At 47.7% G+C, this 13,578-nt stretch carries 8 protein-coding genes; 4 read left to right on the top strand and 4 right to left on the bottom strand.

Annotation, left to right across the window (positions count from 1 at the left end; all coding sequences use genetic code 11):
* Nucleotides 1–5 precede the first annotated feature (5 nt).
* From NEE14_RS15370 to NEE14_RS15380, 3 genes are read left to right on the top strand one after another with little or no spacing between them, the layout of a single operon-like run.
* Nucleotides 6–1,016, top strand: coding sequence for an HlyD family secretion protein (locus tag NEE14_RS15370; protein WP_251968059.1), 1,011 nt, complete (start codon nucleotides 6–8; stop codon nucleotides 1,014–1,016).
* 2 nt (nucleotides 1,017–1,018) lie between these two features.
* Nucleotides 1,019–2,197 (top strand): ABC transporter permease, encoded by a 1,179-nt coding sequence (locus NEE14_RS15375; protein WP_251968060.1) that lies wholly within the window; start codon nucleotides 1,019–1,021, stop codon nucleotides 2,195–2,197.
* 13 nt (nucleotides 2,198–2,210) lie between these two features.
* Complete coding sequence (locus tag NEE14_RS15380; RefSeq protein ID WP_251968073.1) at nucleotides 2,211–3,470, top strand: ABC transporter permease; 1,260 nt, start codon at nucleotides 2,211–2,213, stop codon at nucleotides 3,468–3,470.
* Nucleotides 3,471–3,552: 82 nt separating this feature from the next.
* Here the strand turns inward: NEE14_RS15380 and NEE14_RS15385 are convergent, their stop codons facing one another.
* Together NEE14_RS15385 and NEE14_RS15390 are read right to left on the bottom strand one after the other, a co-directional pair.
* Nucleotides 3,553–5,379 (bottom strand): CocE/NonD family hydrolase, encoded by a 1,827-nt coding sequence (locus tag NEE14_RS15385; protein ID WP_422394716.1) that lies wholly within the window; start codon nucleotides 5,377–5,379, stop codon nucleotides 3,553–3,555.
* Between the two features lie 64 nt (nucleotides 5,380–5,443).
* Entirely contained in the window at nucleotides 5,444–6,274 is an 831-nt protein-coding gene (locus tag NEE14_RS15390) for a hypothetical protein (protein ID WP_251968062.1), read from the bottom strand.
* A gap of 134 nt (nucleotides 6,275–6,408) precedes the next feature.
* Here NEE14_RS15390 and NEE14_RS15395 point away from each other — a divergent pair, with 134 nt between their 5' ends.
* Nucleotides 6,409–7,851 (top strand): CCA tRNA nucleotidyltransferase, encoded by a 1,443-nt coding sequence (locus NEE14_RS15395; RefSeq protein ID WP_251968063.1) that lies wholly within the window; start codon nucleotides 6,409–6,411, stop codon nucleotides 7,849–7,851.
* A gap of 100 nt (nucleotides 7,852–7,951) precedes the next feature.
* On the opposite strand, the gene NEE14_RS15400 is transcribed toward NEE14_RS15395, so the two are convergent.
* Together NEE14_RS15400 and NEE14_RS15405 are read right to left on the bottom strand one after the other, a co-directional pair.
* Entirely contained in the window at nucleotides 7,952–9,733 is a 1,782-nt protein-coding gene (locus NEE14_RS15400) for a RagB/SusD family nutrient uptake outer membrane protein (protein WP_251968064.1), read from the bottom strand.
* A gap of 12 nt (nucleotides 9,734–9,745) precedes the next feature.
* The gene (locus NEE14_RS15405; protein WP_251968065.1) at nucleotides 9,746–12,778 is read right to left on the bottom strand and encodes a SusC/RagA family TonB-linked outer membrane protein; all 3,033 of its coding nucleotides are present in this window, start codon (nucleotides 12,776–12,778) and stop codon (nucleotides 9,746–9,748) included.
* Between the last annotated feature and the right edge of the window lie 800 nt (nucleotides 12,779–13,578).

Below are 13,578 nucleotides of genomic sequence, written 5' to 3' on the forward strand. Positions count from 1 at the left end.
TAGTCATGAGTGATAATAAGAAAAAATATTCGGTCAATAATATGATGTTGGCATTCATTGCCGTATTGGTAGCAGTTGGTTTGGTAGCTCTGGCGGGCTTTTTCCTGCTGACACCGCCCGACGAAGTGATTATGGGACAAGCCGAAGCGACAACAGTCCGGATTTCAGGCAAAGTACCCGGACGAATTGCTTCCTATCGTTTTAATGAAGGCGATCAGGTGAAGGCAGGCGATACGCTGGTCTTCTTGAGTACACCCGAAGTACAGGCCAAGTTGATGCAGGTGGAAGCCGTGAAGGCTGCTGCCGAAGCTCAGCATGCCAAAGCCATGAAAGGTGCTCGTGATCAGGAAGTAACGGCTGCCTACGAACTGTGGCAAAAGGCACAGGCAGGCTTGACAATCGCGAAGAAGTCGTACGACCGGGTTCGTAACCTGTATGAGAAAGGAGTAATGTCTGCCCAGAAGAAAGATGAGGCTGAAGCCAACTACAATGCGATGGTGGCAACCGAGAAAGCAGCCCGTTCGCAATATGAAATGGCGAAAGAAGGAGCCCGCAAAGAAGATAAGGCGGCTGCGGCTGCCCTGGTCAATCAGGCAAGCGGTGCTTTAGCCGAGGTGGAATCGTATGTGGAGGAGAGTGCGCTGGTCGCTCCGATTGACGGAGAAATCTCTGAACGCTTTCCGGAAGTAGGCGAGCTGGTAGGAACGGGTGCGCCGATCATGAACATTGCCGACCTGACCGACATGTGGGTTTCGTTCAGTATCCGCGAAGACTTGCTCTCGCAGGTGAAAGTCGGAAATGAAGTAAAGGCTTTTGTGCCGGCACTCGATAACCAGGAGATTACATTGAAAGTATATTATATGAAGGATATGGGCACGTATGCTGCCTGGAAAGCTACGAAAACAACCGGTCAGTATGATGCCAAGACATTTGAAGTCCGCGCCCGTCCGGTGCAGCCGGTAGAAGGTTTGCGTCCGGGCATGTCGGTGATATGGAAGCATAACAACGGGAAATGAAGATGACAATACAAGAATCATTACATCGGATCGGACAAATAGCCCGCAGGGAAACGAGGCGGATAACGTCGCAGCCCGTTTATCTGTTCGGGATGATTGTGGCTCCGTTGATCTGTCTGGTCTTTTTCCTCTCCCTGATGCACGAAGGGTTGCCGACCAATTTGCCGGTGGCGGTCGTGGATATGGATAATTCGGCCACGTCGCGTACCTTGATCCGTCAGTTGGATGCCTTCGAACAGACGAAGGTGGTGATGTTGTCGCATTCGTTTACCGAGGCTCGCCAGGAGATGCAGAAAGGGAATGTGTATGGCATCTTCTATATTCCGGAAGACTTTGCCAAAGATGCCACGTCGGGGAAACAGCCGAAGCTGTCGTATTATACCAACAATACGTACCTGATTGCTGCTTCCCTGCTGTTTCGGGATATGAAGACAATCTCGGTATTGGCAAACGGTTCGGTCGGTTTGCAGACCGGAACGGCAAAAGGAAAGACAGAAGCGGAGATTATGGGGCAGTTGCAGCCCATTGTAATAGATACGCACGCCATCGGGAATCCGTGGCTGAACTATTCGGTTTACCTGAACAATACGATTCTTCCGGGTGTGTTGCAGCTGATGATCTTCCTGATTACGGTTTTCAGTATCGGTACGGAACTGAAGTACGGCACGGCGCGGAAATGGATGGCCATGGGGAAGAACTCATTGGTGGTTAGTCTGCTGGGAAAGATTCTTCCGCAAACGGTTGTCTTTACTATAGTAGGATTTCTATTCATGGCTGTCTTATACGGCTTCAGTGCCTTTCCGCTGCATAGCGGCTGGCTGCCGATGCTGGCGGCGATTTTCCTACTGGTCATCGCGTCGCAGGCGATGGGTATTTTCATGATCGGCGTATTGCCGACCTTGCGCTTGGGTTTGAGTTTTGCCAGTTTGTTTGGGATGATCTCTTTCTCGATCGTCGGATTTTCGTACCCTATATTAGCGATGGATCCGGTTTTGCAGGCATTGGCGCGGTTGTTCCCGCTGAGGCATTACTTCCTGATCTATGTCGATCAGGCACTGAACGGCCGGGATTTGTTCTATACTTGGAGTGAATATGTCTGGTTACTCGGTTTTCTGATCCTGCCGTTTTTGGTTGGCCGGAACCTGAAGAAGGCGTTACTCTACTTTAAATACATTCCTTAATGGAGAGATGATGATGAAAGAAGAACATAAATTAAGCCATATTATCAAGGAAGGCTTTCAGGATATGTTTTATATCTGGAAAGACGAGCTGAAACAGGTATTTCGGGATGAAGGAATCATCATATTCTTCTTCCTGGTTCCGCTGGTCTATCCGGTCTTATATTCGTATATCTATAATAATGAAGTCGTGCATGAGGCGAAGATGGTCGTGGTCGATCAAAGTAATTCTCCGCTGAGCCGGGAGTTTATCCGCCGGGTGGATGCTTCGAGTGAAGTACATGTCGTGCAGGTAGTCGGTGAGATGGATGAAGCCCGCCGGCTGGTGGATGCGAAAGAGGCCTTCGGCATCCTGTCGATTCCATCGGAATTCAGCAAGGATTTGCACCAGGGACGGCAGACAACTGTTTCCCTGTACAGCGATATGAGTGCCTTGTTGTTCTACAAAGCCTTCTTGCTGACGGCCACGGAAGTCTCGTTGGATATGGGTTCGGAATGGACAAGCCGGAATCATCCGCAGTCCACCGACAAGTTACAGGCCATAACAGTGCAGCCGATTCCTTCGGAGTCGATCTCGCTGTATAATCCGCAGAACGGATTTGCCAGCTTTCTGGTGCCGGCGATTCTGATCCTGGTGATTCAGCAAACCCTGATTTTAGGAATCGGCATGTCGGCAGGAACGGCGCGGGAGAAGAATCGTTTCCATACACTGGTGCCAATTACCCGGCATTTTCATGGAACCTTGCGTGTTGTATTAGGCAAGAGTCTGACTTACATTGTCCTGTATGTGGTAGTTTGTGCCTGGGTGTTGGTCATCGTGCCTCGCCTGTTTGCCTTCCCGCAGATCGGTCAGCCGTTGGATCTGATTCTCTTTATCCTGCCTTATCTGTTTGCGTGCATCTTCTTCTCGATGACGCTTTCCGGCTTCGTTTCCAACCGCGAGGAACCGATGATCCTGTTTGTCTTTACATCGGTGATCCTGGTGTTTATTTCCGGTATTTCCTGGCCGATGTATTCGATCTCTCCGTTCTGGCGGGCGTTGGGTTATATCTTCCCGTCCACCATGGGCGTACAGGGTTTTGCCCGGATCAATACAACTGGAGCAACTCTGAATGAAGTCGCTCACGAATATCAGGTGTTGTGGATTCAAGCTGGCGTCTATTTTATTACGGCATGCCTGGTTTACCGTTATCAGATTATCCGCAGCCGGAAACAGTTAATCCGGCATTATCTGGAGATGAAGCGACGGCGGGAATCGAAAGCCGTTGTCTCCTAATAAGAAACCCGTTAGTTTCGGTTGTGATTCTCGTCACTTTTGAATCCGAAACTAACGGGTTTTATGTTACAAGTAAATTCCCTTATTTGACGACGGGCAGGATCAGTCGGGTAGCCGCATTCTGCTGGTGATAAATACGGATGTTCTGTTTCATCACGAAGTCTTCTACCGAGCATTGATAGGTATCAATGAACCGTTGCGGATTGCGGTCGATGATCGGGAACCAGGAACTTTGGATCTGAATCATCAGCCGGTGACCGGGCAGGAACGTATGGGCTACATCATACAAGGTATAATGAACCGGCGTGATCTGATTTGGCTCGAACGGTTGCGGATTATCGAATCCGGTACGGAAGCGACCGCGGAACAATTCGCCACGGACCAGCATTTCATATCCGCTCATCGGATAACGGCCGTTCTTCAGGTATTCAGTCGCTTCTTTCGGATACTGGAAGTTTTCCGGAAAGACGTCGATGACTTTCACCATAAAGTCGGCATCCGTACTGCTGATAGCTGTTTGCAACTCGACTTCAATCGGACCGGCCAACGTCAGCGTATCAGTCAGCACCGGCGTCATGAATGAGATCACATCCGGACGTGCCGTAGCGAAACGCTGGTCGTCGAGCATATATTCCAAAGTGCGGTATCGTGTCGGATTTCCGGTATAAGGCACCGGTTTACTCATATCCGATACATATTCGGTAAACGATTCCTTTTCTTCCGGAGCTTCGGTAGAGACAGAACCGTCACCATGAATATAATACGGTGTCGGCTGCATCTCCGGAAGCGGCCATTCTTCTGCAAATACCCATTCGTTCTTTCCGGTATGGAACACACTCACATGGTGTTTCGGCTTTTCTCCTTTTCCTTCCAGGTAATAGCGGAAGAACGGATATTCGATTTCTTCCCGATAGAACTTCGAGGTACTTTTCCCGAAATAAATGTTCCCGAAGCCTTCGAAGCCGGGACGAGTCCATGCTCCGTGCCACCACGGACCAAAGGCCAGATAGAGTTCGGTTTCGGGCGACTGCTCTTTGATGGCCTTATAGGTGTTCCAGGCGCCATAGCAGTCTTCACTGTCGAACAAGCCACCGACGACCAGCATGGCCGGTTTCAGGTTATAACAAGACTGGCGGGCATCGCGTTCCTGCCAGAAAGCATCGAAGTTGGGATGATTCTTGATCAGATTCCAAAGTGTTTCGGTCGTGTCCTGTACCAAGGCATCCGCATCCTTGAAGGTTCCCAGGCGGAGGAAATCGGTGTAAACATCATTCTTCACAATCTCTTTCATCACTCCTTTTCCGGCATGCCGGCCTTCCAGCCAGGGCAGGAAGTTGGTGGTCTGTAAGAAGGTGAAAGCTCCGTTGTGATGCCGGTCATCGCCCCGGAACCAGTCCGTTACCGGACCTTGTGGAGAAACCGCTTTCAGTGCCGGATGATTGGATGAGGCCGTCATCGTTGCCTGAAAGCCATCGTAACTGATACCCCAAGTTCCGGCGTTCCCATTATTATAGGTATGCTTGAGTAACCATTCGATCGTGTCATACGTATCGGTGGCTTCATCAATATCCTTTTTACTCTTCTTGTTCTTGTTCAGCGGACGTACCTGAACAAATTCACCTTCGCTTTTATGGCGTCCGCGAATATCCTGATAAACCAGGATATATTGGTGCTGCGTATAGATATTTTCCTTGATGCCGAACTTGTCTCCGTAAGGCTCGCACGAATAAGGCGTACGCATCATCAGGATGGGATGCTTTTCGCTCCGGTCTTTCGGCTCGTAAATGGAAGTGTACAGCTTGACACCGTCGCGCATCGGGATCATGACTTCCCGTTTGGTGTAACTCTGTCTCAGCTTGAGTTCGGCACTGTCTGTTTTACTGGTCTCTTGCTGTGCATACAGTTTCATGCCGAACAGACCGCACAGCAGGCCTGCCAGCAACATACATTTTACGTGTTTCATTGTGTTTCCGTTATTCTTCTTCTTTATTCATCCGATGGTTTAAGTAGGCGATGCGTTTCAGCGCCTTTCTCTTTTCCTGGGTCATCTGGTAGATGTCGCTCAAGGCTGTCGCCAGATTATACGTAGCTACTAGGGCTTTCTTGTCGGCATCGGCCATATAGATGACATACGGTTTGCCGCCCTGATATTCCACCTTGATACGTTTGTCGGCGTTGTCGTAGATGAACTTGATGGCATCTTGACCTTTCTCGGCTTTATAGGTGACGACTTCCGTCGTGTTACCCATATCCTTGAAGTGGTAGTTCACACCGCCGTCGTATGGAATGGAAGCGGTTTCCGCATAAAGTCCGTCGGGTGTGCTCACCTTAATACTGGTATGATCAATCGGTTTCCCGCCGAAATAGACACTGGCCAGGTACATTTCGCCGTTCTCGTTCACACCGCAGCGCACATAACACCGCTGGACGTTCCGCTCAATCGTCTGTTGCCGCCAGATATAATTCCCGATTTCTTCGTATAAAGTATCTTTCTCGAAGGTGAAACCTGCCTTCAGTGAATCCGATTCATGCAGGCGGATTGGCATCAGACTGTCACAATAGGCGATGTTGCGTTCGGCTTCCTTCAGGTCGATTTCACGCATCAGGGTTAAAGCTCCTTTTAAGGCATCAAACTCTTTCGGAAACTTGGCCCGCAAGCTGTCAATCTCCGACCGGGCGGCGAATAACTCGTTGTTCTCATAATAAGCGCGGGCTTTATCCAGGCGTTCCTGGGCTTGTTTGGCCGCATTGTTGCAACCGGCAAGGGCCGTTGCAAGCATCAAACAGGCAATCGACTTTTTCATATCCTTGTTATTTATACTGTTCTTTGTCCGCAAAGGTAGAAAATAAATAGACGTGTTGCGGGCTCAGCCGGCGCGAATTTGCCATTTCGGGAAAGAAGCATTAATTTTGCTACCGAAACAGAAGAAAGATAAGCATGTATATAAGCAATGATGAATTGTTAGAACATATTTCTGCCAAGCCGTTCCGGCTGGTTTCGGAGGCGGCAGACGAATTAGGGGTGGAAGCGTATGTAATCGGCGGTTATGTCCGGGATATATTCTTGAACCGCCCGTCGAAAGACATCGACATCGTGGCAGTAGGCAGCGGAATCGAACTGGCCAAGCGTGTGGCGGCAAAACTGGGCCGCCGGGCGAATCTTTCGGTATTCAAGAACTTCGGTACGGCCCAGGTGAAATGTGGTGACCTGGAATTGGAGTTCGTCGGTGCCCGCAAAGAATCATACAGCCACGATAGCCGTAAGCCGATTGTGGAAGACGGAACGCTTGAAGACGACCAGAACCGCCGCGACTTTACGATCAATGCCTTGGCCTTGTGCTTGAATAAAGACCGTTATGGTGAACTGGTTGATCCTTTTGGCGGACTGGAAGATATGGATGAACTGACGATCCGTACGCCGCTTGATCCGGATGTTACCTTCAGTGATGACCCGCTTCGGATGATGCGCGCCGTCCGTTTTGCTTCCCAGTTAGGTTTCTTTATCGATCCCGATACATTCGACGCGATTATCCGTAACCGGGAGCGGATTTCCATCATCTCCAAAGAACGGATTGTCGATGAGCTGAATAAGATTGTATTGTCGCCGAAACCGTCTTTAGGCTTCGACTTACTGGATAAAAGCGGTTTGCTTCCGCTGATCTTCCCGGAACTGTGTGCGCTGAAAGGAGTAGAGACGAAAGAAGGCATCGGGCATAAGGACAATTTCGCCCACACGCTGATGGTTCTCGACCGTTTGAGCAAGACGACCGACAACCTGTGGCTGCGTTGGAGTGCGATCTTCCACGATATCGGCAAGCCTCGTTCGAAACGGTTTGATCCGCGACTGGGCTGGACATTCCATAATCATAATTTCATCGGCGAGAAGATGATACCGGAAATCTTCCGGAAAATGAAACTTCCGATGAATGAAAAGATGAAATATGTACAGAAGATGGTGAGCTTGCACATGCGTCCGATTGCCTTGAGCGATGATGAAGTGACCGATTCGGCCATCCGTCGTCTGCTTTTCGATGCAGGCGATGACATCGAAGACCTGATGTTGCTTTGTGAAGCCGACATCACCAGCAAGAATCCGGAAAAGGTACGCCGTTTCCTGGCCAACTTCCAGCTGGTGCGTTCTAAACTGGCAGATATCGAAGAGAAAGACCGTGTCCGCAATTTCCAGCCGCCGATTAAGGGCGAGGAAATAATGGATTTATTCAATCTGCAGCCGTCTCGGCCGGTAGGTGTTCTGAAAGAAGCCATCAAGAATGCCATTCTCGACGGTGTCATTCCCAACGAACGTGAAGCCGCTTACCACTTCCTCTTAGAAAAGGCCAAAGGTATGGGACTTCAGCCTGTTAAGAGTCTGGAACTGTAACTATTTATCTGGGTAGCATATTCCAGTATGCTTCTTGTCTTAACATAAAAAGCCCGGCAGATTTGTTCCGCCGGGCTTTTCTTATGTATGTGAACTCCGATTAATTCAGGATAACACCTGCGTTGCTGGTCGGATTCTGTGTCAGGGTACTTCCACTCGGATAAGAGTTGATAGCCGTCTGCGGAATGTAATAAGTTACGCGGTAATCAGCCGGAGAAACTTCTTCCATCGCATTGTGCGGACCCGGATAATGACGAGTCAGCGTGTCGCCGTTACGATAAACATCGAAGCTTCGTTCTGCCTGGTAAGCTAATTCCAGCTGGCGTTCCTTGTCAATCAGCTGATGAGCGTTCGAGGCATCCAGTGATTTGTATCCTGCACCCGGAATCGAGCGTTCGCGGATTAAATTCAGGTCGCTCAGTGCTTCGCTGTAACGTCCTAACTTGGCATAGGCTTCAGCCCGGTTCAGATAAACTTCGCCCAAGCGGGAAATGATGGGTGAATGCAGATGCGAGTCTTCACCTTCGCGTGAACATTTCACAATGTAGAACATCGGATAAACGCGGTTCAGCGACATCTGATAGTCGATAACACCCTGGTAAGTATTGCCGTCGGAATACTTGATCGAATAGATTTCCTGCTCTTCGTTGACCGGAGTCAAGGCGTAGGTCGTCTCTTTTCCGTCAATGGTTTCCGTACAAGTCAGCTGGCTGCCGTTGCGGTTTAATGTTGCCTGTACATAATTGTAGTTGGTCTGTACACCGCTCTGGTCGTACACATTCTTGATGAAACGGAATACTTCTGTGTAGTTGCCGCTCGCATCAGTTACGTATTGCGGTTCGATGAAGTTGGCACGGGCATCCACAATATTCTTCTTGTCAGGACGCCAGTCGTTTCGTCCGGTCTCGTTCAGCAAGTCGATGTATTTGGCACTGGCATACATTTCGCCCCAGCCCATGCCGCCGATCACAGCATACATACCGCCGATACCGTAATAATGGTCGTATCCGGAGAACTCAGTTGCCACGCGCTTCACCACGAAGATGGATTCCGAGTTGTTTTCCGGTACAATCGTGTTGTATACCATGAATTCATTTCTAGGCAGCAGTGTATATGTGCCTGAGTTGATCACTTCCGAAGCATAATAAGCAGCTGAATCCGCATATTGTGTATTCGGATTCTCATACGTTCCACTCATGTACAAGTAAATACGTGACAACATCGCCTGAGCGGCTCCTTTCGAAGCATACGCCGGTCCGTTGTTGGTTGTCAGCATCTTTTCGGCTTTGCGCAGGTCGCCGATGGCCTGCTGGTAACATTGAGCCACTGTCGAGCGGTCCGGCAATTGCAGGTTTTCCATATCTTCCGGCGTACCGTTTACGATAGGCACACCTAAATTCTTATCGGGAGCCTGGTAATACGGACGAGAGAAAGCGCGGGTCAAGTAAAAATACATCATACCGCGGATGTAATAACATTCGCCCAATTTGCTATCTATTTCTTCGCTTTGTCCTTCAGCTACCATGTTGATTGTGTTTGAAGCCTGGGCTACGGCTTTGTATCCGTAATCCCAGAAGTTCTGCAGACGATAGTTGTTCGGCGTACGCGAATAAGTGATAAATTCGTAGAAAGCATCGGTTGAAGAACCACGGATCATCATATTGTCGCCGGCATATTCACCCAGTCGGTGCATGGGGTCAGACCAGTCTTTCAATTGGGCATAGGCACCACGAACCATGGCATCGAGGTACGAATTCGGGTCTCCGGTAATGACCTCTGAAGCCATACTTCCGGTCGGCAGACGTTCGACATCGCAGGAAGTCGTCACCAGACCGAAACTTAAAGTTGCTAACAGGATTTTTGCTATATTATTCTTTTTCATATAATTCAAGTATTAAAATGTGACGTTAAGACCAAACATAAATTTACGGGTTGATGGATAAACAGAAGGACCGGCTGATCCGATTACACTTCCGTCGCTGGCTGGCAGTTCCGGATCAACGCCCGAATATCCGGTAACGGTAAACAAGTTTTCTCCCGAGAAGAAGATGCGCAGGTTCTGGATATGGTAATCCGGCAACTGCAGGTTGTAACCGATGTTCAATGAACGCAGCTTCAGGAAGTCATTGTCTTCGAAATAGCGGGTAGAAGCCTTGTTGGAGTTCGATGAGTTGTTGTATAGAGCCACCGGATGTGTTGCGATATCGCCCGGTTTTTGCCAGCGGCTCCATCCGTCCATCAGCTTCATCTGGTTACGGTCTGTATATGCACCGTCTGAATCATATTCCTGTCGTGAATAGTTGTAGATCTTACCACCAATTGAATAACCGAAGTTGGCTGCCAAATCAATGTTTTTCCATCTCAGCGAAGTACTGAAACCGCCGAATACCTTCGGAGTAGAAGGTTCCGTAATGATATAGTCGGCTTCCGAGTAGTTTTCTGTTTTCACGCGGCTGCCGTCTTCAGCTGTCTTGTACCATTGCGGAGCACCGTTGTCAGGATTTACACCGGCCCATTCGATCATGTAGTAAGAATCACTGCTGTAGCCTACTTTCAGGATCTTGTCTGCTTCACCGGCAATACCGATACCGCCACCACCGATAATTTCGAGGTTCGGATCATTACCATACAGTTTTTCTACGGTGTTCACATTGTGTCCGAGGTTGGCCTCAACGCTCCAGGTCCAGTCTTTTGTGTTGATAATGTCTCCGCCGATGCTCAGTTCAATACCGCGGTTGCTGATTTCTCCTACATTCTGCCAGCGGCTGGTTACACCAGTGATACCGGAAACCGGAGTCTGGTACAAAACGTCGGTAGTATATTTGTTGTAATAATCGAAGTTGAAACGCAGGCGGTTGTTGAACATGGCTGCATCCAAACCAATACCTAAGGTAGAAGTCTGCTCCCAGGTCAGGTCTTTATTTCCTACCTGGCTGATCAATGTAGCCGGAATTCCGTCGTAGCTGGCTGAAACCGAATACAGGTCGTACTGCGGATAGAGTACACTCGGACGGTTACCCATCGTTCCGTAAGAAGCACGCAGTTTCAATATATCTACCCAGTCTGCCTTGAACCAGCTTTCACGGTTGATGTTCCATCCGGCACTGATTGAATAGAAGTTACCGTATTTGGCATTATCACCGAAGTTGGACGCTCCGTCTCGGCGGAGTGACAATTCAGCTACATATCTATTATCATATGAATAGTTGGCACGGAAGAAATACGACTGGACTGCCCATTCATTCAGGCTGCCGCCTACTTTTTCCGGAAGAGCTGCTACATCCAGCACTTCAAAACCAGAGGCAAAACCGGTACCGATAGCCTGGGTAGCTTTTCCCTGGTAATCTTTGAACTCATAAGCCAGGATAGCGTCAACCGAGTGTTTGCCAAACAGCTTGTTGAAACTCAAATACTGGTTGGTGTAACGGCGTGACATGTTGCTCTGGTATTCATCAATACGTCCGTTGACACCCGAAGCACTGTTACTGCGCGGATCATAATAAGAATGGTAGTAATAATTCTGATATTTGTAGTTGTTGACCGAGTGGAATGTCAGCCAGTCGGTAATCTTGATATCAAAGTCGAAGTTGCCGAAGAATTCGTAGGTCTTATAGTCTGTATGATTACCATACGACAAATCGTTCAGGTAGTTCGTCTGCTGACTGTTTACCCAACCTTGATAACGGTCTGGCACGAGTGCTCCGTTTTCATCATACGGACTATCCCACGGGAACATAGAATACATGGCACTTACCGAATATTGTCCGTCGTACGTATCAATCATGGCTCCTGATATAGACGGTTTGATCGTCAACCAGTCGAATGGCTTGTAAGTTGAGCGGTAACGGAAGGTATAACGTGAATAGTCATATCCTTTTACAGCGCCCTCTTCATCGTAGTAACCTAATGAGAAGTACGAATTGTATTTCTCGCTACCACCCGACAGAGATACGTTGTAATCTTGTGTAAAGCCCGACTGTGTAGCCAAATTCCACCAGTCGAAGTTCGAATTACGCAGGTCAGAGTTCCAGCGTGGGAAATTGATCTGATCTGCATTCTGGAAAGAAGCATAGTAGTCATACAGCTCTGCTCCATTCATCATTTCCAGGTTTCCGTTATATAATGTGCTGATACCTAATTTGGCAGAAGCGTTAATGCGCATTTCTCCGCTTTTGGCCTGTCTGGTCGTTACCAGGATTACACCGTTGGCACCTTCCGATCCGTAAATAGCTGTAGAGGCAGCATCTTTCAGGATGGTCATGGTTTCGATATCTGCCGGGTTCAATGCACCCGCACCATTACCCACAATAACACCATCTACAACCCACAGAGGAGCCGTCGAACCGCTCAAAGTGGCTTTACCACGAACCACAACGGCGCCGCTCGAACCCGGCTGACCGGAACCCGGTGCTACATAAACACCCGAAACCTTGCCGTTCAGCATGTTTTCAACATTGGCCGTGGTGATGTCTTTCAATTTTTCATCTTTCAATGTCTGCAAAGAACCGGTCAGACTCTCTTTTTTCTGTACACCATAACCCACAATAACAACTTCATCCAGCGTTTCAGAATCTTCCATCAGCTTTACAGTCAGATTTTCTGAATTGGCACTGATTTCTAATGTCTGGTATCCGATATATGAAATCTGCAGTGTAGCTCCAGCCGGTGCTTCGAGTTCATAATAACCATCCATATCCGTGATGGTTCCGTTAGTAGTCCCTTTCACGATCACGTTGGCTCCAATGACAGGGTCGCCTGTCTTATGATCCAACACCTGACCTTTTAATAATTTGGTTTGTTGCGTGATGGCAAAAGGTACAGCACTTTCTGTATCCGGAAAAACAGCGAATGCCGGTAGGGAAATACAACATAGTGCGCCGACTAAAATTGCATTTCTGCTTCGTTGAGTTACTGTATTAACATTCATAAAAAGTAAAATTTGATAGTATTTTTAAATTTGAGTGCAATTTATGCCTATTTTTTCTCATGTGCAAACTTTAATTGAAATTTATTTATGATTTAGAGGGCTTAAACTGTCTTGTCTTTAAACAATATGTTGTAGTAGAAGATGGATTAGGTGAATTTTACAATGGTTTGTCTTCAAATAGATAAATAATAATTGACAATTATTGATTTAATGCACAAATTGTCAATCTCAATTTTTTTTAGTTGGATGGTTCTATAAAATGATTATCCTAAGTTGGAAAAAAGGTAGGCAGAAAATAGAAAAAAGCTGGCGTGTTTTGATGAAAAGCCGGCGCGAATTTGTAAAAATACGCCGGCTTTTTGTCAATTGGGAACTGAGGATTCAGAATTGAGAATTAGAATCGCCAATTGTCAGTCTTCAATTGTCTGTTTCCAGTCGTCAGATACGTCTAAGTTTCCTTGTTTAACAGATATTTGCATAACATACAGATTTTAATCCCAAAATATAACTTACGTTAAAATATCGTACTAAGTTTCTTGTTTCTAATAAAATAGAAAAATACTTATTGTATGCTATTCCTGCATTATCACCGTGAAAACCCCGGTTTTCACCGTGAAAAGTGCACAAAGAAAAGTAAAGTAAATAATAAAGTAAAGAAAATAATAAAGTAAAGTAGATAAAAATAAACAACATCATTCACACACAACACGCGCGCGTGCGCGAGAGCGATAGAGAGGAAAATGATCAATCCTGAAAATCTGAATAAGGAAAATATCCGGTTCGCTGGATTCTGAAAATGT

The organism is Parabacteroides sp. AD58, assembly GCF_023744375.2.
GTDB lineage: Bacteria > Bacteroidota > Bacteroidia > Bacteroidales > Tannerellaceae > Parabacteroides > Parabacteroides absconsus.